This window comes from Mycolicibacterium parafortuitum (assembly GCF_002086815.1).
Classification (GTDB): domain Bacteria; phylum Actinomycetota; class Actinomycetes; order Mycobacteriales; family Mycobacteriaceae; genus Mycobacterium; species Mycobacterium parafortuitum.
In genome coordinates this window covers 37,980-59,012 of sequence record NZ_MVID01000014.1, presented here as the reverse complement: position 1 = coordinate 59,012, position 21,033 = coordinate 37,980, and the positions used below count along the sequence as shown (strand labels likewise).

Annotated in this window: 21 protein-coding genes; 12 read left to right on the top strand and 9 right to left on the bottom strand. The window is 68.4% G+C overall.

Features of this window, described 5'->3' with window-relative positions:
* Positions 1 to 705, top strand: a complete 705-nt coding sequence (locus BST38_RS16125) for an O-methyltransferase (RefSeq protein ID WP_083144344.1) — start codon at positions 1 to 3, stop codon at positions 703 to 705.
* 25 nt (positions 706 to 730) lie between these two features.
* Here the strand turns inward: BST38_RS16125 and BST38_RS16120 are convergent, their stop codons facing one another.
* Together BST38_RS16120 and BST38_RS16115 are read right to left on the bottom strand one after the other, a co-directional pair.
* On the bottom strand, positions 731 to 2,311 hold the full coding sequence (locus BST38_RS16120) for an aspartate-alanine antiporter-like transporter (RefSeq protein ID WP_083144343.1): 1,581 nt from the start codon (positions 2,309 to 2,311) through the stop codon (positions 731 to 733).
* A gap of 78 nt (positions 2,312 to 2,389) precedes the next feature.
* Positions 2,390 to 2,965, bottom strand: coding sequence for a TetR-like C-terminal domain-containing protein (locus BST38_RS16115; RefSeq protein ID WP_083144342.1), 576 nt, complete (start codon positions 2,963 to 2,965; stop codon positions 2,390 to 2,392).
* Positions 2,966 to 3,030: 65 nt separating this feature from the next.
* Between BST38_RS16115 and BST38_RS16110 the strand changes: the two genes are divergently transcribed.
* Together BST38_RS16110 and BST38_RS16105 are read left to right on the top strand one after the other, a co-directional pair.
* Positions 3,031 to 3,489, top strand: a complete 459-nt coding sequence (locus BST38_RS16110) for a nuclear transport factor 2 family protein (RefSeq protein WP_083144341.1) — start codon at positions 3,031 to 3,033, stop codon at positions 3,487 to 3,489.
* Positions 3,482 to 4,348, top strand: a complete 867-nt coding sequence (locus tag BST38_RS16105) for an NAD(P)H-binding protein (RefSeq protein WP_083144340.1) — start codon at positions 3,482 to 3,484, stop codon at positions 4,346 to 4,348. Before BST38_RS16110 ends, BST38_RS16105 begins: the two co-directional genes overlap by 8 nt.
* Before the next feature lie 12 nt (positions 4,349 to 4,360).
* On the opposite strand, the gene BST38_RS16100 is transcribed toward BST38_RS16105, so the two are convergent.
* Together BST38_RS16100 and BST38_RS16095 are read right to left on the bottom strand one after the other, a co-directional pair.
* Positions 4,361 to 5,533, bottom strand: a complete 1,173-nt coding sequence (locus BST38_RS16100; RefSeq protein ID WP_083144339.1) for a Fic family protein — start codon at positions 5,531 to 5,533, stop codon at positions 4,361 to 4,363.
* A gap of 56 nt (positions 5,534 to 5,589) precedes the next feature.
* Positions 5,590 to 6,312: an IclR family transcriptional regulator gene (locus tag BST38_RS16095; RefSeq protein ID WP_083144338.1), complete on the bottom strand. Its 723-nt coding sequence runs from the start codon at positions 6,310 to 6,312 to the stop codon at positions 5,590 to 5,592.
* A gap of 67 nt (positions 6,313 to 6,379) precedes the next feature.
* On the opposite strand from BST38_RS16095, the gene BST38_RS16090 reads away from it, so the two are divergent.
* The 4 genes from BST38_RS16090 to BST38_RS16075 are packed head-to-tail and all read left to right on the top strand — an operon-like array spanning position 6,380 to position 9,356.
* On the top strand, positions 6,380 to 7,714 hold the full coding sequence (locus BST38_RS16090) for an FAD-binding oxidoreductase (protein ID WP_083144419.1): 1,335 nt from the start codon (positions 6,380 to 6,382) through the stop codon (positions 7,712 to 7,714).
* Complete coding sequence (locus BST38_RS16085) at positions 7,714 to 8,493, top strand: DAPG hydrolase family protein (RefSeq protein WP_083144337.1); 780 nt, start codon at positions 7,714 to 7,716, stop codon at positions 8,491 to 8,493. The genes BST38_RS16090 and BST38_RS16085 overlap by 1 nt, the downstream gene beginning before the upstream one ends.
* Positions 8,494 to 8,519: 26 nt before the next feature.
* Positions 8,520 to 8,900 (top strand): SRPBCC family protein, encoded by a 381-nt coding sequence (locus tag BST38_RS16080; RefSeq protein WP_083144336.1) that lies wholly within the window; start codon positions 8,520 to 8,522, stop codon positions 8,898 to 8,900.
* A gap of 18 nt (positions 8,901 to 8,918) precedes the next feature.
* Positions 8,919 to 9,356, top strand: coding sequence for an SRPBCC family protein (locus tag BST38_RS16075; RefSeq protein WP_083144335.1), 438 nt, complete (start codon positions 8,919 to 8,921; stop codon positions 9,354 to 9,356).
* On the opposite strand, the gene BST38_RS16070 is transcribed toward BST38_RS16075, so the two are convergent.
* Positions 9,346 to 10,239, bottom strand: coding sequence for an Lrp/AsnC family transcriptional regulator (locus BST38_RS16070; RefSeq protein ID WP_083144334.1), 894 nt, complete (start codon positions 10,237 to 10,239; stop codon positions 9,346 to 9,348). The two genes, BST38_RS16075 and BST38_RS16070, sit on opposite strands and share 11 nt — an antisense overlap.
* Before the next feature lie 217 nt (positions 10,240 to 10,456).
* Between BST38_RS16070 and BST38_RS16065 the strand changes: the two genes are divergently transcribed.
* The 4 genes from BST38_RS16065 to BST38_RS16050 are packed head-to-tail and all read left to right on the top strand — an operon-like array spanning position 10,457 to position 16,071.
* Positions 10,457 to 12,010 carry a purine-cytosine permease family protein gene (locus BST38_RS16065; protein WP_083144333.1) on the top strand — a complete coding sequence of 518 codons (1,554 nt, stop codon included), beginning with the start codon at positions 10,457 to 10,459 and terminating at the stop codon, positions 12,008 to 12,010.
* The gene (gene speB / locus BST38_RS16060) at positions 12,007 to 12,975 is read left to right on the top strand and encodes an agmatinase (RefSeq protein WP_083144332.1); all 969 of its coding nucleotides are present in this window, start codon (positions 12,007 to 12,009) and stop codon (positions 12,973 to 12,975) included. The genes BST38_RS16065 and speB overlap by 4 nt, the downstream gene beginning before the upstream one ends.
* Positions 12,972 to 14,570: a thiamine pyrophosphate-binding protein gene (locus BST38_RS16055; protein ID WP_083144331.1), complete on the top strand. Its 1,599-nt coding sequence runs from the start codon at positions 12,972 to 12,974 to the stop codon at positions 14,568 to 14,570. Before speB ends, BST38_RS16055 begins: the two co-directional genes overlap by 4 nt.
* A gap of 16 nt (positions 14,571 to 14,586) precedes the next feature.
* Entirely contained in the window at positions 14,587 to 16,071 is a 1,485-nt protein-coding gene (locus BST38_RS16050) for a sodium:solute symporter family protein (protein WP_083144330.1), read from the top strand.
* 28 nt (positions 16,072 to 16,099) lie between these two features.
* Here BST38_RS16050 and BST38_RS16045 read toward each other — a convergent pair whose 3' ends face one another.
* Entirely contained in the window at positions 16,100 to 16,921 is an 822-nt protein-coding gene (locus BST38_RS16045) for an endo alpha-1,4 polygalactosaminidase (RefSeq protein WP_237160818.1), read from the bottom strand.
* A gap of 34 nt (positions 16,922 to 16,955) precedes the next feature.
* Complete coding sequence (locus tag BST38_RS16040) at positions 16,956 to 17,702, bottom strand: SDR family NAD(P)-dependent oxidoreductase (protein WP_083144329.1); 747 nt, start codon at positions 17,700 to 17,702, stop codon at positions 16,956 to 16,958.
* Between the two features lie 114 nt (positions 17,703 to 17,816).
* Here BST38_RS16040 and BST38_RS16035 point away from each other — a divergent pair, with 114 nt between their 5' ends.
* Positions 17,817 to 18,371 carry a TetR/AcrR family transcriptional regulator gene (locus tag BST38_RS16035; protein ID WP_083144328.1) on the top strand — a complete coding sequence of 185 codons (555 nt, stop codon included), beginning with the start codon at positions 17,817 to 17,819 and terminating at the stop codon, positions 18,369 to 18,371.
* 25 nt (positions 18,372 to 18,396) lie between these two features.
* Here the strand turns inward: BST38_RS16035 and BST38_RS16030 are convergent, their stop codons facing one another.
* Both BST38_RS16030 and BST38_RS16025 read right to left on the bottom strand, forming a co-directional pair.
* The gene (locus tag BST38_RS16030) at positions 18,397 to 19,560 is read right to left on the bottom strand and encodes an NDMA-dependent alcohol dehydrogenase (RefSeq protein WP_083144327.1); all 1,164 of its coding nucleotides are present in this window, start codon (positions 19,558 to 19,560) and stop codon (positions 18,397 to 18,399) included.
* A complete protein-coding gene (locus BST38_RS16025; protein ID WP_083144417.1) occupies positions 19,561 to 21,015 on the bottom strand; it encodes an aldehyde dehydrogenase family protein in 1,455 nt (484 codons plus the stop codon).
* Positions 21,016 to 21,033 lie beyond the last annotated feature (18 nt).

Genomic DNA, 21,033 nt, shown 5'->3' with positions numbered 1-21,033 from the left:
GTGACTTCGTCTGATAGGGCAGCAGCGTCTGATAGAGCGGCAGCGTCTGACTGGGCCGCGCTCGACAACCTGTTCACCGACGTCCTGCACAGCGAGGACGACGCGCTGCGCGCCGCGCGCGCATCCGCCGACGCCGCGGGCCTGCCGCGCATCGAGGTGTCGGCCCAGCACGCGAAGCTGCTGTCACTGCTGGTGCGGATCTCCGGGGCGCGCCGGGTGCTGGAGATCGGCACGCTCGGCGGCTACAGCACCATCGCGCTGGCCCGCGCGGTCGGCGCGGACGGCTCGGTGGTGACACTGGAGTACGCGCAGGCGCACGCCGACGTCGCCCGCGGCAATCTGGAACGCGCCGGGGTCGCCGATCGGGTGGAGATCGTCGTCGGGGCGGCGCTGGACTCACTGCCCACACTGCAGCAGCGCGGGGACACCTTCGACCTGGTGTTCATCGACGCCGACAAGGAGAACAACGTCTCCTACGTCGAGTGGGCGATCACCCTGGGGCACCCGGGGACGGTGATCGTGGTGGACAACATCGCCCGTGGTGGCCGCGTCCTCGACCCCGCGCCCGACGACGAACAGGCGAAGGCGGTCCGCGCCATGTTCGACATGATGGGATCCGACCCGCGGCTGGACACCGCGGCGATCCAGACCGTCGGCACCAAGGGCTGGGACGGTTTCGCGGTGGCGCTGGTCGATCAGAAGTGAGGCACGGCGCGGGCCGTCCGGTGGGTCAGAAGTAGACGACCATCAACTGCGCGACGAACACCTTGATGATCATCGACACCGGGAACAGCACCGCATACCCCACCGACAGCCGTTGGTCGGCGACCTTGCCCATGGCATAGGCGTACGGGGCGGGATTGAGCTGGGAGCCAGTGAGCCCGCCCAGCGCGCGGGCGGTGCCGAACCGCAGGATGGTGCGCAGACCCACCACACAGATCAGCGCGTGGACCGCCGAGACGACGACGGCCAGGACGATCAGTTGGAGCCCCTCGTCGGCCAGCGCCGCCACCAGCCCGCCGCCTGCGCCGGTGCCGACGGCGACGAGAAAGATCAGCAGCGAGAACTGATTCAAGGTGTTGGACACGTTTCCCGGCAGCGTCCAGATGACCGGGCCGGTGCGCCCCAACGCCCCCAGAACGACTCCCACGACCAGCGGCGCGGTCGCGGTGCCCAGCACCAGCGAGCCGCCGCCGGGCAACGGGATCTGGACCAGCGCCAGCAGCAGGCCGATCGCGAGGCCGAGTCCGAGGCCGATCGGGTTGATGTCGCCGGCGGCGCGTTCGGAGTCGCCCAGGTCGCGGGTGATCTCGCCCAACCGCTTCCGCGGCGCGGTCACCCGCAGTCGATCGCCGTTCTGCAGCACGAGATCCGGCGTCGCGACGATATCGGTGTCGCCGCGGCGCACCCGGCTGACCACGGCATCGAACCGCTGGTCCAGCTTCACATCGCGCAGCTCCCGCCCGACGTACTGCGGGTTCGACAACACGATGCGACGGAAATCGATCTCACTGCGATCAAGCCACGGTTCCCGTTCGGCGGGCCGGCCCAGATCTGCGATGAGACGCTCGAGCTGGTCTTCGCGGGCGGTGGCGGTGAGCAGGTCACCGTCGGCCAGCCGCTCTGATTCCCGCGCCACCACCGTGTGACCGCCGCGGGTCAGCCGCGAGATCACCGCGTGGTACCTGTGCTCGAGTTCGTGCACCGTCAGATCGGGGTCGCCGAGCAGCTCGACGGTGCGGATTCCGATCGGCGGCACCTTCTCGCGGTCTTCGGCCGTCGGTTTGCGGCGTCCCGCCGAGATCAGGTACGAGCAGGCCAGGATGGTCAGGCACACGGTGATCGGATAGGCCACGGCGTACCCGATGGCCGGCTCGGCCGGGATCACGTCGCCGGTGGCCAGCTGCTGTTGGGCGGCGCCGAGTGCGGGGGTCGCGGTCCCGGCGCCGGCGAACGCACCGGCGACCGTCCCGATGTCCAGATCGAATACGGCGCCCAGTCCCAGCGCGGCCGCGGCCATGGCGACGATCGCCACCGCGGACACCACGATCGGTTGCCATGTGGTGCGCAGCGCGCTGACGAACGAGGGGCCCGCGGCCAGCCCCACCATGTAGCAGAACACGCACAGCGACAGGCTGGTGACGATCGGTGGCAGCGCGACGTCGGGCTCGACGGCGGCCAGCGCCAGCGCCACGAACAACGCCCCGGCCGGGCCGAACGCGACCGGGCCGAATCGCACCCGGCCCACCAGGCTGCCCACACCGAGGCAGAAGAACAGCGTCAGCAGGGCATTGTCGACGAACCACTGCATCCTCGGCAGCCTAACCAGCGCCGGGTCCGCGCACGCCCGTTCGGCGAAGCCGTCAGATCCTCCGGCGAATTGGGCCGGTCACGGCCTGGGCAGGGCGTCCAGGACCGTGCCGACCACGCGGTCGAGGAATTCGGGCGTGGTGGGCAGCCGCCGCCCGCAGATCCGCCAGAAGACCGGCGCCGCGATCAGATCCAGGACGTATTCGATGTCCACGTCCGGGCGCACCTCGCCGCGCTCGATCGCGGTCACGATGACCACGCGGCCCGATTCGCGGCGGGTCACGCCGATACGCGCGGTGAGGGCGTCGGCCAGATCCGTATTGCGGACGGCCTCGGCGAGGAGGTCGGGGAGCACGCGCATCATGCGGGGATCGCTGATCCACTCGTCGACACCGCGCACCAGTGCCGCCACGTCGGTCCGTAGGTCACCGCTGGTCTCGGGCAGCGCAGGCACGCTGATGGTGGTCACCGCGTCGAGAACCATCTCCTGCTTCGACTGCCACCGCCGGTAGAGGGCGGCCTTGCCGGCCTTGGCGCGGCGGGCGACACCATCCATCGACAACCGGCCGTATCCGACGTCGGCGAGTTCGTCGAGGACGGCTTCGATGATTCCGTCGGTCACGTCAGACCGCAGCGCCCGGTGTCCGGATGGCATGACGGAATAATACAACGAGACGGAACGGTTCCGTATCGTGTCAGTCAACGAACGAAGGAGAACCGATGCCCACCGACCACGAACGTCGCGCCCATACCGACCGCATCGTCGATGAACTGCTGAACAGCCTGCGGCGCCACGACATGCGGGCCTTCGCCGACCAGTGGGCGCCCGACGGCGTGATGGAGTTCCCGTTCGCGCCGCCTGGATACCGCGTGTTGCGCAGCCGGGCCGAGGTCTGGGATTACGTCAAGGACTACGGCAGCGTCATCCGGCTCGACTCGATCACCGAGGGTGCGCGCCACCACACACTCGACCCCGCGACCGTCGTGCTGGAGTTCTCCGCCGAGGGCGTCGCCCTGCAGACCGGCAGCGAATACCGGATGGGCTACATCTCGGTGATCACCACCGGACCCGAAGGCATCGTGCATTACAAGGACTACTGGAACTCGCTGGCCGCCGCGGTCGCGCTGGGTGGCGTCGACGCGGTGATGACCGCGTTCGGTCAGGATCGAAATGTCTGACACGGGAACGGTTCTCGTCACGGGAGCGTCCGGCAACACAGGGTCGTGGGTGGTCAGCGGCCTGCGTCGGCTGCGCTGGCGGGCACGTGCGGCGAGCCGGCGTCCTGCGCCGGCCGACGCCGACGCGGTGAGATTCGACTGGGCCGATACCCGCACCTTCGCTTCGGCGGTGGCGGGTGTCGACGCCGTCTACCTCGTCGCCCCGGTCGGTGTCGCGGAGCCGATGCCGTTGGTGCAGCCCTTTTTCGAGGCCGCCTCGGCCGCGGGGGTGCGCCGCATCGTGCAGCTGAGCTCGTCGGCGGTCGGGCGGGGCGACCCGGGGCTCGGCGAGATCCACGATCTCGGCGCCCGGACCTTCGAGGAGTACACGGCACTGCGGCCGTCGTGGTTCATGCAGAACTTCGTCGGGGACCATCCGCTGGCGGACGGGATCCGCCGGAGCCGAGAGATCGCCACGGCGACCGGGAACGGACGGCTGGGCTTCATCGACGCGGCCGACATCGGCGCCGTCGCGGTCCAGGCCCTGATCCGCCCCGAGCACCTGGGTGGCGAGCTGGTTCTGACCGGGCCCGAAGCGCTGTCCTATCCGCAGGCCGCCGAGATGGTCACCGACGTGCTCGCAGAACGTGTGCGGCACATCGACCTGGAGACCGACGAACTGGCAGCGCGCCTCGCCGCGGCAGGCTACCCCGCCGACTTCTCGGCGGCACTGGCCGCACTCGACGCGCGGATCCGCGCGGGGGAGCAGGACTTCGTCACCACGACGGTGGCCGACGTCACCGGGCGGCCACCGACCAGCCTGCGCGAGTTCCTGTCCCGGGAACGACGGCGCCTCGGCTGGTCCCCGGGGGTCGGTTAGTCCGTCTGCACGTCAGCGTCGCCGGCCGGCGCGCGCGGCGAATGCGTCCAGGGCGGCAAGCACTTCGGGGGAACGCCACACTCGGTTGCGGGGCCCGTTGGTGGTCTCGATAAGGATTCCGGCCTCGGTGAGCGGGTTGAGGTAGCGGTGGGCGTTGGTGGACTCGATGCCCAACTCCTGTGCCAGTAGCGCGGCGTTCACGACCGGACGACGGGTCAACAAATCGGCGACCTTCCAGACCGCGGAGTCGGACCGTGCAGTGATCGCACCGTTCCAGGCCTCTCGGATATCGCGGAGCTCGGCGACCAGTTCTCGTCCGTTGGCGATAGCCAGAACGGTGGCCTCGGAGAAGCGTTCGACAATCGGTGCGGCATCGCCGTCGCGGTAGCTCGTCAACGCGGCGAAGTAGGCATCGGTGTCAGCCAGCAGGCCGGCGGAGACCGGCACCGTGAACTGTCGTGTGAGCCCTTTGTTGCGCAGCAGCGCTTGCACCAGAGCCCGGCCCGTGCGCCCGTTGCCGTCGGTAAAGGGGTGGATGGTCTCGAACTGGGCGTGCCCCACCGCAATCTGCGGCAGCGTGGGAACGTCGGTACGCCGCACGAACGCGAGCAGGTCGGCGATCGCGTCGGGGATGAGCTCATGGCGTGGGCCGACAAATGTCGCGCCGACCGGGGTGGAACCGCCGCCGATCCACACAGGCTCGATGCGGAACTCTCCTGGGGTGCGGCGTGGATCGTTGATCATCAACGCGCGGTGCATCGCCAGGATGGCATCAGCATCGACGACGTCAGACAGAGCGACAGCTGCCTGCATGGCAGCGGTATTGGCGACGATCGTCTCTGCGTTGCGCTTGGCCTTGACCCCGGGCAACTCGGCCTCGCCGATCGCTCGTGCTGATGCGGTCAGATTTTCGATCTGCGAACTGGCGGCGGATTCCGACCGCAGCAGTACGGCGGCAAACGGTGCGATCTCACCGCCGAGTTCGGCGTCGAACCGAGCGATCTCGCGGCTGGCCGCCTCCGCATCTGCCAACACTGACGACGGCAGGTCGAGAACCACGTCGGCGATGCCGGCAGGAACGGCCGGGTGATAGATGCCGTACCTGGGGTGTGCCCCGCCCGAGTGCCGTCCACCGTCCGGCTCCCATCGAACGTCCTCGTAGGCGATGGGCCGAAGTGAAGTCACCAGCCCAGGATAACTTCACTTAAATGGCTAAGTGAAGTTATGCGGCCGGGTTGACTTCAGATGGCGTCGTGCAGCCCGGCCGCCGCCGCCCGCAGCGCGTCGACGATGACGGCCTCGTTGGCCCGGAAGCGTTCGGTCGGCGCGGGCACCGAGACCGCGACGATGTGTCCTGTGGTCAGCCGCGCGGCGACGCTCGCCGCCGAGATGCCGACGGTGTGCTCGTCGCGGTCGTAGCCGATCCCGGTCCGGCGCACCTCCTGAATCTCGGCCAGCAGCTCTCCGGGCACCTCGTTGTCGTCGAGCAGTGCCAGCGCAGCCTTGCCGTTGGCGGTGTCGTGCAGCGGGAACCGGCCCCCGACCGCTGAGACCGCGCGCAGCCGGTGCGCCGATTCGACCTGGTCGATGAACCACATCTGCCTGCCGCGCAGCACCGACAGGTCGACCGTCTCCCCGGTCGCGCGGGCCACCTGCTCGATCACCGGGCGGAACCGCACTGCGAGGTTCGACCCGTCCGCGCTGGCGAGCCCCAGCAGCCGGTCCCCGGGCCGGTAACGGCCGGTGTCGTCCACCGCGGCGAACCCGATGTCGACCAGCGCCACCATCAACCGCCGGGCCGTCGATTTGGCCAGGCCGAGGTTGGCGCCGATGTCGACCAGCCGCAGTCGCCCCGGCGCGGTCGCGATCTCGTCGAGCGCTGCCGCGGCCCGGCGCAGAACCTGCAGGCCGTCTTCGCGATTTCCGCCGACGTCAACTTGTGCGTTCCGCTCCGTCGCAGCCACCCCGTCACTATATTGATCCGAAGTACGGACCGACAAGATCCGCTATCCGAATCTCATGGAGGGTGAGATGGATCTACCGCACCGGCATTTCTTCCGTGACGACCCCGGCTACGAACAGGCGCGTTCCCGCACCGTCTGGAACGCCCGTACCCCCGAGCGCTACCCCGATCTGGTCATTCAGGCCGCCGACGCCGACGACGTCGTCGCCACCGTGCAGTATGCGACCGCGCGCGACCTCAAGATCGGCATCCGCTCCGGCGGGCACAGCTGGGCGGGTAACCACATCCGCGACGGCGGCGTGCTCCTCGACGTCCATGATCTCAACCGGTGCGAGGTCGACGTCGAGGCCGGGACCGCCGTCGTCGGGCCCGGGATGGGCGGCAGCGTGCTGGCCGGGCTGCTGTGGGAGCAGGGGCTGTTCTTCCCGGCCGGGCACTGCAAGGGCGTGTGCATCGGCGGCTACCTGCTGCAGGGCGGCTACGGCTGGAACAGCCGGGTGCTGGGCCCTGCCTGTGAGAGCGTCCTCGGCCTCGACGTGGTCACCGCCGACGGCGAGCAACTCCACATCGACGCCGACAACCACGCCGACCTCTATTGGGCCGCAAGAGGTTCCGGCCCGGGATTCTTCGCCGCGGTGACGGCGTTCCACCTCAAGCTCTACAGGCGCCCACAGATCTGCGGCAGCAGCCTCTACGTCTATCCGATGGAAATCGCCGACGAGATCTACCCCTGGGCCCGGTCGATCAGCGCCGAGGTGGACCGCAAGGTGGAGCTGCAAATCGCGGCGTCGCGGTCGGTGCCCGGCATGGGCCTGCAGACCCCCGGAATCGTCTTCGCCTCACCGGTTTTCGCCGACACCGAACAGGACGCGATCAATGCACTCGCGCTGCTGGAGACCTGCCCGGTGCGGGACAAGGCGATCGCCGCGGTGCCGTACGCGCCGGCCGACTTGGAGACCTGGTACGCGGGCATCATGAGCAACTACCCCGACGGGCACCGCTACACCGCCGACAACATTTGGACCTCCGCGTCGGCCGACGAGCTGATGCCCGGTATCACCAAGACGCTGGAATCCATGCCGCCGCACCCGTCGCACTTCCTGTGGCTGAACTGGGGTCCGTCGCCGCAACGCCAGGACATGGCCTACAGCCTCGAAGACGAGATCTACCTCGCGTGCTACGGGGTGTGGGATGACCCGGCCGACGACGAAATCTACGGGGACTGGGCACGATCCAGCATGGCGGCGATGGAGCACCTGCAGAGCGGGATCCAGCTCGCCGACGAGAACCTCGGTCGTCGCCCCGCCCCGTTCGCCAGCGCCGAGGCGATGGCCAAGCTCGACCGTGTCCGCGCCGCATACGACCCGAATGGCCGCTTCCACAGCTGGATGGGACGGGTGTGATGGCCGCGCGTACCTACCTCGGATACCGCGGCGACGACGCGAGAACCCCGTGGGGTGAGTTCTTCGAACCACAGATGGCGACGCTGCCGGGGCACGTCGTCGACGCGCTGCACCACGGCCCGCAGGCCGACCAGGTGCTACTCGGATTCGACAGTGCCGCTGAGCTTCTCGACGACGGCTACCAGCAGACCGAGACCGGGTACGGGCGGCTGCCCAACGGCGCATTCCAGGTGTCGGTGCGCACCGATATGCCGGGCGTGACCCCGCACATGTGGGACTGGTGGTTCGGTTGGCACGGCAGCGACACCCGCCGCTACAAGCTGTGGCACCCCCGCGCACACGCGTCGGCGCGCTGGTCCGACGGCGGCGGCGACGGGCACTACGCCGGCCGGACCTCACTGATCGAGGAGTACCTCGGCTCGGCGTACGTGAAGGCGGCGATCCGGTTCGTCAGGCCCGACACGCTGGGGCTGCCGAGCGACCGGCTCGGTGAGTCGGTGGCGGTGTGCGCGCGGATCGGCTCCTCGGAGACACCGGTGGACATCGGCTGGTTCGTCCACCAGATCCGCCCGACGCCCGACGGGGCCGAGATGCGGTCGCGCTTCTGGATCGGGGGTCCGTATGTCGGGGTGCGACACGGAAACCTGTTCGCCAACAGCATGGTTCGACCCGTCGCAGCGCGGCAGCTGCCCGACCCGCGGGATCTACTGGTGCACTGCGCGCAGGAGATGAACCACCTGGCGGCGTTCCTGCCCGACCTGCACGCGCGTTTCGGGTAGCTCACCTGCGGGGTATATGCACCGCCATGTGGACGGTGGACAGGACCCTGCAAGCCCCCGCGGACACCGTGTGGCAGATCCTGACGGATCTGGAGGCGTGGCCACGCTGGGGACTGACCGTCAACAAGGCCGAACTCGACGGTGCCGCTTTCGAGTTGGGTGCCACCGGCCGGGTCTGGACGCCGCTGGGGGTCCCGCTGCCGTTCATGATCTCCGAGCTCGACCAGGGCCGGACGTGGGCGTGGAACGTCGCCGGGGTGCCCGCGACCCGGCACGGGGTGGAGCCACTCGACGACGGTTCCCGGGTCTGGATGAGCGCCCCGGTATGGGCGCCGGCCTACCTGCCGGTGCTGTCGCTCGCACTGCACCGCATCGACGAGATGTCGGTCCAGTTTCGAACGGGCTGAACGCGGCAACTACACGGCATGGCCATCACCGAAAACCGCGAGATCGTGATCGAGGCGACGCCCGACGAGATCCTCGCCGTGCTCTACGATCTGGAATCCCTGACCGAATGGTCGTCGGCGCATCAAGAGGTCGAGATCCTGGAGCGTGACGACGAGGGCCGGCCGAAAAGGTCACGGCAGGTCGTCAAGATCGTCGGCGTCAGCGACGACCAGATCCTCGACTACCACGTGTACGACGACGGGGTGGGGTGGACGCTGGTGAGCTCCGACCAGCAGCGCGCGCAGGAGGCGAGGTACACGCTGACGCCCGAGGGCGACCACACCCGGGTGTCGCTCGAGCTGATGGTCGACCTGAAGGCCCCGCTACCCGGCTTTCTGATCAAGAAGGGCGCCAAGGGTCTGATGGACACCGCGACCAAGGGTCTGCGCAAGCGGGTGCTGGAGGTCAAGGGCTGACCGCAAGCCCGGACGCGTAGCTCTCCTTGACTACGTCGAGGTGGCTCCAACTGTCGAGCGTGCGCACCCCGGGCAGCGCCCGCACCGTGTCGAGGACTTCGACCAGCTGCGCCGACGAGAACGCCCGCACCGTCGCCAGCACGTCGAAACGGCCGAGGGTGCGCGCGACGAAGATGACGGCAGGCATCGCCGTCAGCGCCGCGACCACGTCGTCGTGAGCACCCGCCAGCCGCAACCCGAACCCCATCGCGCTCTGCCGGTCCTGACCCGAATGCCGCACCACCGCGCCGATGCGCACCACATGCTCCTCGAGGAGCCGCACCACCCTCCGGCGGGCACCGGCGGCGGACAGCCCGACGCGTTCGGCGAGTTCCACATAGGAGGCCCGGCCGTCCTGCTGGAGGGCGGCGAGCAGCGCGCGGTCGGTGTCGTCGATGTCGGTGCGGACGTCACCGACGGGCCCGATCACGTCGCGCATGACCTCCACATAGGTCAGGGTGTCGATTCCGGAGACCCCGGGCAGCGCCCGCACTTCGGACACCGCGCGATCGACATCGCGGGCGGTCGTCGAACGCAGCTCCGCGACCAGCCCCTGCGGTCCGCTGGTCAGGGACAGGAAAGGCACGTCATCGCGGCGTGCGAGCTCGGTCGCGACGGGCCGGGCGGGCCCGTCCACGGCGACGCTGACATGGGCGGCGACCGGACGACCCAGGACTGCCGGGTGTACGGCGCCGCGGATGACCACCTGGCCGCTGGCGATCAGTCGTTGAATCCGGGCCGCCGCGGCCGATCGGGAGAGCCCGACGCGATCGGCGATCTCGCGGTGGGTGAGCCTGCCGTCGACCTCGAGCAGCTCCACGATGGCCTCATCGAGCTCGTCCACACAGTCTCCTGGGAAATCGGGCCTAGATTTTTCAGCCGGAGCGACTCGTCGAATCGACAGTCTCAACGCGGCTATTTATCACATTATGAACAGTATGTCCATCGGAATGGGACATATCGTGATTGGAAACATCGCAGTAACGAACGAATCGATTGCGTAGCCCCGCACTGCGGTCTTACGGTGATGCGCACCACACCTTGAGCCGCTGGAGGACGCCATGGGCGCCGCGACCCCACCGAAGGTCACCCAGATCGAGACGCACGGAGTCGAGCCGATCCGGGACGCCGAACGCACCGCCGGGCCGCTCGATCTCTTCCGGCTGACGTTCGGCGGCGCCAACACGATCGCGACGGTGGTGCTGGGCAGCTTCCCGATCATCTTCGGGCTGTCGTTCCGTGACGCGCTGATCGCCACTTTGCTCGGTGTCGTCCTCGGCGCGGCGATCCTGGCGCCGATGGCACTGTTCGGCCCGCGCAACGGCACCAACAACGCGGTGTCCTCGTCAGCGCACCTCGGGGTGCACGGCCGCGTCGTCGGGTCCTTCCTGTCGCTGCTGACCGCCGTCGCATTCTTCTCGATCTCGGTGTGGACGTCCGGCGATGTGCTTGTCGGCGGAGCCAACCGCGCGGTCGGGCTCCCCGCCGGGGATGTCGCGGTGGGCATCGCATACGGGATCTTCGCCCTGCTGGTCCTGGTGGTCTGCATCTACGGCTTCCGATTCATGTTGCTGGTCGACAAGATTGCCGTCGTCGCGGCTACCGTGCTGTTCCTGCTCGGCATCTTCGCGTTCGGAGGTACCTTCGATCCCGGGTACGCCGGCATCTTCGGCCCGGGCGCCGACGCCGAGACCAACGCGCTGTACTGGCCGTCGTTCGTCGGGGCGATGCTGATCGTGATGTCCAATCCGGTGAGTTTCGGTGCCTTCCTGGGGGATTGGGCGCGCTACATTCCGCGCGAGACAGCACCGTGGAAGCCGATGGCTGCGGCGTTCTGTGCGCAACTCGCGACTCTGGTGCCGTTCCTGTTCGGTTTGGTGACCGCCGCCGTGGTGGCGACCAACGCGCCGCAGTTCGTCGACGAGGGCAACTACATCGGCGGCCTGCTCGCGGTCTCGCCGGGGTGGTACTTCGTGCCGGTGTGCCTGATCGGGTTGATCGGCGGTATGTCGACCGGCACCACCGCGCTGTACGGGACGGGACTCGACTTCTCCAGTGTGTTCCCGCGATTCAGCCGCGTGCAGGCAACCGTCTTCATCGGTGCGCTGGCGATCGTGTTCATCTTCATCGGGCGCTTCGCGTTCAACGTGGTGCAGAGCATCTCGACGTTCGCCGTGCTGATCGTCACGTGTACGGCCCCGTGGATGGTGGTGATGATGGTCGGCTGGCTGGTGCGCCGCGGCTGGTACGACTCGGACTCGTTGCAGGTCTTCAACCGCAGGCAGCGCGGTGGACGGTACTGGTTCGCCCACGGCTGGAACTTCCGCGGTTTGGCCGCCTGGCTGGTGGCGGCGGCGTTGTCGTTGTGCTTCGTCAACTTGCCCGGCCAATTCGTCGGCCCCCTGGGCAATCTCGCCGACGGCATCGATCTGTCGATCCCGGTCGGCCTCGGCGTGGCGGCGGTGTTGTACCCGGTGCTGCTGTTCGCCTTCCCCGAGGCGCGGGACGCGTACGGACCCGACGGCTCTCGTGTCGTTCCGACCGGACCTGCCGCGGGTATCCCGATCACGTCGGTCGACGGCGATCTGACGAGAACAGAGGAAGTGAGTGCATGAGCCAGCCCATCGGACCGGTGGATGCGTCGAAGACGCCGCGATTCGCGGGACCGGCCACGTTCGCCCGGCTGCCGCGTCTCGATCAGGTGCCGCGCGCCGACGTCGCGGTGGTCGGCGTGCCGTTCGACTCCGGGGTGTCCTACCGGCCCGGGGCACGCTTCGGGCCGACCCACGTGCGGGAGTCCTCCCGCCTGCTGCGACCGTACAACCCGGCACTCGACGTGTCGCCATTCGAGATCGCGCAGGTCGTCGACGCCGGCGATATCGCGGTGAACCCGTTCAACATCCACGAGGCCATCGAAACCCTTGAGGCCGCGGCGATCGACCTGACCCGCGACGGCACGTCGCTGGTCACCATCGGCGGCGACCACACCATCGCGCTTCCGCTGCTGCGTGCCGCGCACGCCAAGCACGGGCCCGTCGCACTGGTGCACTTCGATGCGCACCTGGACACCTGGGACACCTACTTCGGTGCCGAGTACACCCACGGCACCCCGTTTCGCCGCGCCGTCGAGGAGGGCCTCCTCGACACCGAGGCGCTGTCGCACGTCGGCACGCGGGGACCGCTGTACGGCAAGAAGGACCTCGAAGACGATCGCCGTTTCGGTTTCGGCATCGTCACCTCCTCGGATGTCTACTACCAGGGCGTGCGGGAGATCGTCGACAAGCTGCGGGACCGGCTCGGCGACCGCCCGGTGTACGTGTCGATCGACATCGACGTGCTCGACCCGGCGCACGCGCCCGGCACCGGCACCCCCGAGGCCGGCGGCATGACCAGCCGCGAACTACTGGAGATCGTGCGCGGCTTCCGCGGGTTGAACCTGATCGGCGCCGACGTCGTCGAGGTGTCACCGGCCTATGACCACGCCGAGATCACCGGTGTTGCGGCCTCGCACGTCGCGTACGACCTGGTGTCGCTGCTGGCGCTGAAGCACGAGGATGCGCGCGGGGAAGCCACGGTATGACCCGCAATGGGGGCGACGTCGTCGTCGAAATGCTTGGGCTGCTGAGCGTTTCGCATGTCTTCGGCATCCCCGGGCAGAACGCGCTGGCGCTGTTCGACGCGATCCGGCGCAGCGAGCTGACGTTCGTCAGCTCGCGGGTGGAGAACAACTCGGCGTTCGGCGCCGACGGGTACGCCCGGGCCACCGGTGAGGTCGGGGTGCTGTTCCTGTCGACCGGGCCCGGCGCGCTGACTGCGCTGGGGGCGCTGCAGGAGGCGTACGCGACCGGGGTGCCGCTGCTGGTGATCGCCAGTCAGGTGCCCCGCGCCGGCATGGGCTTGCGCCGCGGCATGCTGCACCAACTCGACGATCAGCCGCGCAGCGCCCGTAATGTCACGAAAAGTACTGCGGTGGCACGGAACTCCGGTGAGATTCCGTCACTGCTGGCCGACGCGTGGTCGCTGGCGCAGTCCGCACCGGCGGGACCGGTGTGGGTGGAGATCCCGCAGGACGTGCTGGAGGAGCCGACCTCGGTGCCGCCGGTGACCTCGGTGGTCACCTCGGTGGCACAGCGCGCGCCGCGGACCGAGTTGATCGACGCGGCGGCCGCGCTTCTCGACGGTGCGCGACGGCCGGTGATCCTGGCCGGCGGGGGAGTGCGGCGGTCCGCAGGTGGGCGCGAGGCGTTGATGCGGCTGGCGGAACTGCTGGATGCGCCGGTGGTTTCGACGGTCGGGGGCAAGGGGGGCCTCGCGTTCTCCCATCCGCTGTCGGCGGCGTCGTGGATCGAGGACCGCCACACCACCGACCTGCTCTCCGACGCCGATGTGCTGCTGGCCGTCGGTACCGCGATGGGTGAGGTCACGTCGAACTACTTCACGTTCGCGCCGAAGGGCCGGGTGATCCACGTCGACGCCGAACATCGGGTGCTGGAGGCCAACCATCCGGCGCTGGCGATCCACGCCGACGCCGCACTCGCTCTGACCGCGTTGGCGGACAAGGTCACCGGGCGGCCCGGCGACGGAGCCCAGACGGCGACCGGGCTGCGCCGGGCGGTCGAGACACGGCTCGCCGGACAAGACCTCGGGGCCGAACTGGCGTTGATGGCCGATCTGCGCGCCGCGGTTCCCGCTGCGGCACAGACCTTCTGGGATATGACGATCGCCGGGTACTGGGCCTGGTCGGCGTGGGACCCGCAGGACGGGCAGTTCCACTCGGCCCAAGGCGCGGGCGGACTCGGTTTCGCGTTCCCGGCGGCGCTGGCCGCGGCCATCGGCGCCGGTGAGCGGACCCTGGCGGTGACCGGGGACGGCGGCGCGATGTACTCGATCGCCGAGTTGGCCACCGCCCGCCAGCACGATGCGGACGTCACGTGGTTGATCGTCGACGACGGCGGCTACGGAATCCTGCGCGAGTACATGACCGCGACGTTCGGCGAGGCCACTGCCACCGAACTGACCAGGCCCGATTTTGCCGCTCTGGCAGCGAGTTTCGGCGTCCCCGCGCAGCGGGTGACGCTTGAGGGAGTCGGTGAAGCAATCGCCGGCACGTTCACGACCCGCGGCCCTGCCGTGGTCGTCCTGCCCGCAGTGCTGCGGATGTTTGCACCCACCTGAGACAGGAGGCCCAGCCATGGGCAAGCCGCTCGACATCGTCATCATCGTCGTCTATCTGGCCGCCATGCTGGCGTTCGGATTCTGGGGCAAGACCAGAACCAAGGACTCCGCCGACTTCCTGGTCGCCGGGCGGCGGCTCGGACCGACGCTCTACACCGGCACCATGGCGGCCGTCGTCCTCGGCGGCGCGTCCACCGTCGGCGGCGTCGGCCTCGGTTACCAGTACGGCCTGTCCGGGATGTGGCTGGTGGTCGCGATCGCGGTCGGGCTGCTCGCGCTGAGCCTGTTCTTCGCCGGCCGGATTCAGCGGCTGCGGGTGTACACGGTCGCGCAGATGCTGCGGCTGCGTTACGGCGTCGATGCGACATCGGCGTCCGGGCTCGTGATGGTCGCCTACACCTTGATGTTGTCGGTGACCTCGACGATCGCGTACGCCACGGTGTTCAACGTGCTGTTCGGCACCAACCGGACGGTGTCGGTGATCATCGGCGGCGTGATCGTGATGCTGTACTCGTCGATCGGGGGCATGTGGTCGATCACGCTGACCGACATGGTGCAGTTCCTGCTCAAGACGATCGGCATCTTCGCCCTGATGCTGCCGTTCACGCTGTCGAAAGCCGGTGGCTTCGAGGGAATCCGGGAACGCGCCGGCGACGCCGTATTCGACCTCGGCGCGATCGGGATGCCGACGATCATCACGTTCTTCGTCGTGTACAGCTTCGGCATGTTGATCGGCCAGGACATCTGGCAGCGGGTGTTCACCGCGCGCTCGCCGGGGGTGGCGAAATGGGGTGGCACCGCCGCGGCGGTGTACTGCCTCTTCTACGGAGTGGCCGGTGCGGTGATCGGGATGGCGGCGTCGACGTTCCTGCCCGACGTCGAGGCGAAAGATGATGTGTACGCCCAGATCGCGGAAAGCATCCTGCCGGTCGGCGTCAGCGGCCTGGTTCTCGCGGCGGCGGTCGCGGCGATGATGTCCACCGCCTCCGGTGCGTTGATCGCGACCGCTACGGTCGCGCGCACCGATGTGAAACCGTTGCTGCTCAGGCTGATCGGCCGTCCGGCCGTAGATGAGGACGCCGAACGGGACGTGCATTCGGACCGGATGTACGTCGTGGTGCTGGGCATCGCCGTGATCGTGATCGCGGCGCTGCTGAACGACGTGGTGGCGGCGCTGACCATCGCCTACGACATCCTTGTCGGCGGGTTGCTGGTCGCGATCCTCGGCGGGTTCGTGTGGAAGCGGGCCACCGGCATCGCCGCGCTGTGGTCGATGGGCGTCGGCACCGTGGTCACCCTCGGCACGATGTTCGTCGTCGGCGACGTTCTCGCCAACGAGCCGATCTATTACGGGCTGGCCGCCAGCCTGATCGTGTACGTGGTGGTCAGCCTGGTGACGCCGCGGACCGCGCCGGAGGTGCTTCAGGTGTGGGACGACCGGCTCGCCGGCCGCGACGACCGAGTGGAAGATGTCCTCGACGTGAAGGGTTCAGCGGTGTGAGCTGCGCCGGCTGTCTCGCCGGTCCGGTTCAGGGGCACAGCTCGAAGTGGTACCCCGGCTCAGATGGTGCGACGAGGTCGCGGTCGCGCAGAACTGTCGAGCGCACGTGGTCGGGGCCCGCGCACATCCGGATGAATGGCTGGGGGAGGTTGTCGGTGTACTCGATCGCCACCACGTGATTGCCGTAGACACCGGTATAGCTGGAGCATTCGTCGTAGGCGGCGCACTCTTCGGCGACGGCGAAGTCGAATCCGGCCGCACGCAGTGCAGGCGCGTCCTCGGCGGCGTTCTTCTGCGCCGTGGCGAGGCCGACACTGTGGGCGAACGACGTCAGGTCGCGCGCCAGCGCCACCGCATCCGCGCGCCGCAGGACGTCCACCCGCGTGTAGCTGTCGATGTTGTCGAATTCGACGGCGTTGTAGCCCTTTTCGGCGCAGCCGCGGATCCATCCGTTGACCACGCCGCGGATCGCGTCGCGCTGTTCAGGCGTGCGCGTGTCCAGGAGCACCTCCTCGGGCCAGTCCGGGTCGCGTGTAAGTGACCCGTCGGCGTTCCGCAGCAGGACTTCCGGCGGCCAGAACCCGATCTCCCCGGGCTGGGTCTGGAAGGCGTTGACGTAGCAGATCGCGTAGGTGCCCTCGGGTGGTGCCGCTGTGCGGTCCCGCGCCACGATCGTGACCTGCGGACTCGGCGGATACGCGGCGCCCAGTTGATAGTCCGGTGCGCCACCGACCGGAGGCAGAGCGATTGGCGAGGCAACGGCCGGGGCGCATGCGGCGGCCATGGCGGCTGAGAGCACAACCACGATCGCCATCACGAAACGGTGAGCGGTGGGCATCATCTCGACCATGAGGACTCCTCGGCGACCCGGGTTCCGGGGATCGTCAGACCGTGAATCCGCCGTCGATGTTGAGGTGGGCCCCGGTGATGTAGCCGGACTCCGGCCCGGCCAGGAAGGCGACCAGCGCCGCGACATCACCGGTGCTGCCGTAGCGGCCCTGGGCGGTGACCTGCTTGAGGCTCTCGGCGAAGTCACCCTGAGCGGGATTCGCATCGGTGTCGATGGGGCCGGGCTGGACGTTGTTCACGGTGATGCCGCGCGGGCCGAGATCACGTGCCAGGCCCCGGGTGAACGAAGCCACCGCGCCCTTGGTCATGCCGTATACCGCCAGACCGGGGCCGGGGATCCGGTCGGCGTTGATGCTGCCGATGTTGATGATCCGCGCGTCCTTGCCCAGGTGTTTGATCGCCCCGCGGGTGGTCCAGTACATACCGCCGATGTTGATCGCGACCAGGCGTTCGAACTCCTCGTCGGGGAACTCGTCGAACGGCGCGAAGTAGCCGACGCCGGCGTTGTTGACCACCACGTCGAGGCCCCCGAGTTCGGCGACCGCCTGCTCGACGGCGGCGAGGTTCTGCTCGCGATCGGCCGCGTCCGCCTGGATGGCGACCACCTTGGCGCCGGTCGCGGTCAGTTCCTCGACCAGCGCGTCGGCGGCCGTCGGCGATGCCGAGTACGTGAACGCCACGGCGGCACCGTCGGCGGCCAGCCGCCGCACGATCCCCGCGCCGATCCCTCGCGAACCTCCGGTGACCAGTGCCCGCCGTCCCGCCAGTGGTGTCGTGCTCATGTGCCGCTCCTCCAGTAATTACGAACCGTGTTGTTACTAAGTACGCTGGGGTCAAGCACCCGGAGCCGGTCAGACATTCCTGATATGACCGGCATCACAGAAGGGCGGTTGGGTATGACGGTAGGCCGTCCCCGGGAGTTCGACCCCGAAACCGTCGAGGACGCGGCAATGAAGTTGTTCTGGCAACGCGGGTTCGACGGGGTCTCGATCTCCGATGTGAGCGCCGCGACCGGGGTGAACCGCCGCGGCATCTACGCCGAGTTCGGGTCGAAGAACGAACTGTTCCGCCGCAGCCTGCGGCGCTACCTCGCCGGCCCGAGCGCCTACACGGTCGAGGCGATGACCCGCTCGACCGCTCGCGAGGTCGCCGAGGCGATGGTGCACGGGGCGGCCGACACCGTCAGCGGCGACATCCACGGCTGCCTGACCGTCGGCGACGGACCGGGCCTCGCCGAGTTCCGCGACGAGACGGTGCACCGGCTCGCGGAGCGCTTCGACAGGGCGGTTGCCGCCGGCGAGCTCCCTGATGTCGACACCTCGGTGCTGGCGCGCTGGATCGCCGCCGTATGTCAGGGGATCGCGATCCAGGCCCGAAGCGGGGCGGACCGCGCCGCGCTGCACGCCGTCGCCGATACGGCACTGAGGGGCTGGCCGCGAACGACCGGCTGATGCCGCGCCCAGCACGGCCCGGCGGTCAGCCGAAGGCGATCACACCGCGGATGTTGTTGCCGGCACGCAGATCTCGCATCGCCTCGTTGATATCGTCCAGTTTGTACTTCTGGGTGACGAGCTCGTCGAGTTTGATGGTGCCCGCCTCGTACATCGAGAGCAGTTTCGGCATCGCGTCGCGGGGATTCATCTCGCCGTAGAGCACCCCTTTGAGGGTCTTGCAGGAGCTGACCATGTCGGGCAGGCTCAGCGGGACCGTGAGATCGCTGATCTTCGCCATTCCGGTCAGCACGCAGGTCCCGCCCTTGCGTAACAGCAGCATCGCCATCAGGATCAGATCGGCAGGAACCACGCCCGGTGTGAGCACCACCCGGTCGGCCATCACGCCCCAGGTGATCTCCTTGACCAACTCCAGTGCCGCTCCGGCATCGGCGGCGGTGTGGGTCGCCCCGAAGTTCGGCGCGATCTGGCGCTTGAACTCGTTGGGATCGACGGCCACGATGTGCTTGGCGCCGGCGGCCTTCGCGCCCTGGACGGCGTTCATGCCGATTCCGCCGACACCGATGACGACCACGGTGTCACCGGCCTCGGTGCCCGCGGCCACCGAGCCCGAGCCGAAACCCGTTGTGACGCCGCAGGAGACCAGCGACGCCGCCTCCAGCGGGATCCACTCATTGATCTTGACCAGCGACCGTTCCGATGCGACGACGTACTCGCTGAAGGTGCCGACCTGCATCATCGCCATCAGGTCCTCGCCGTCCACGTGACGGCGGCAGGTGTGGTCGGTGGTCATGGACTTGCTGTAGAGGTCGGCGCCCACATCGCAGAGGTAGGTGTGTCCGGTCGCGCACCAGCGGCAGCTACCGCAGGCCGGGAGAAACGAAATGGCTACGTGGTCACCGGGTTTGAGGGTGTGAACCTCCGGGCCGACCTCCTCGACGATGCCCGCACCCTCGTGGCCACCGAGCATCGGGAACCATTCGGGTACCGGCACGCCGGCTGCCCGCATCATCTCTTCCATCTCCGCGCTGGGGACGCTGTCACCGGTGTAGAAGTGCTCGTCTGAGTGGCAGATCCCGGCGTAGGCCATCTTGACGAGCACCTCACCCGCATGGGGCGGATCGAGCTCGACGTCGGTGACCTCCCAGTCGACCCCGACTCCGCGCAGTACGGCAGCTCTGGTCTTCATCTACGACTCCTTCGGCCAGCCGACAGTCTTTGTCTCGGTGAAGATCTCGAGACCCTCGATGCCACACTGCCGGCCGATTCCGGACTGCTTGTAACCGCCGAACGGAGCGTCGGCGCCGTACCAGATGCCACCGTTGATACCGAGGGTCCCGGTGCGGATCCGGCTTGCGACGGACTTGGCCCGGTCGAGGTCGTTGGCGAACACCACGCCGGACAGCCCGTAGATGGAGTCGTTGGCGATGCGCACCGCGTCGTCGTCGTCATCGAAACCGATGACGGACAACACCGGACCGAAGATCTCCTCCTGGGCGATGGTCATGCGGTTGTCCACGTCGGCGAAGATCGTCGGCTCGACAAAGAAGCCCTTCGGCAGGTGACTGGGGATGTTGCCGCCGAGGACCAGTCGAGCGCCTTCCTGCTTGCCCTTCTCGATGTAGCCCATCACGCGGTCCTGCTGGCGTCTGGACACCTGTGGACCCTGCAGCACCGACGGGTCGGTGGGATCGCCGTACTTGTTCTTCTCCATCGCGACCTTGACGATCTCGACGGCTTCGTCGTAGCGGGAGTTCGGCACCAGCAGGCGGGTCGGCATCGCGCATCCCTGCCCGGCGTGCATCGAGATGAACGCGCTCCCGCCGATCGACGCGCTGAGGTCTCCGTCGTCGTCGAGCACCAGGTACACCGACTTGCCGCCGAGTTCCAGGAACGTCGGCTTCACCGTGTCGGCGGCGGCTTTCATGATGCGCCTGCCGGTCGCGGTCGAACCGGTGAACGCGACCATGTCGACCAGTGGTGAGGTCGACAGCACCTCGCCGACGAGATGGTCGGAGGAGGTGACGATGTTGATCACCCCCGGGGGGATGTCGGTCTGCTCGGCGATGATCCGGCCGATGCGGGTGGCGTTCCAGGGCGTATCGGGTGCGGGCTTGAGCACCATCGTGTTGCCCATGGCCAGGATCGGCCCGATCTTGTTCAGGATGATCTCGAACGGGAAGTTCCACGGGGTGACGACACCGACCACCCCGATGGGTTCCTTCCACACCTCGCGGGCGGCGAGAGTGCCCATGCCGAACGCGTCTTTGTCGGGAAGGGGCCGGCTCCAGGAGAATTCGCTGATCATGTCGGCCGGCCAGGTGAGCGCTTCCTTGAGCGGCACGTCGAGCTGAGGTCCGAAGGTGCTCAGCAGCGGGCAGCCGGCTTCGGCGATCAGCTCGCTGCGGATCTCCTCCCGCTCGGCCTCCAGCGCGGCCTGCAGTTGGCGCAGGCCGGCGGCCCTGGCCTCGCCGTCGCGCGACCAGTCGGTGTTATCGAACGCATGCCGGGCGGCGGCCACGGCACGTTCCATGTCGGCGCGGGTGCCGTCGGCGGTGCCGCCGAGCACCTCTTCGGTCGCCGGGTTGATGTTGTCGAACTGGCGGCCTGTCTCGGCGTCGACGAGCTTGCCGTCGATGAGCATGCGCGGTTCGCGTGTCAC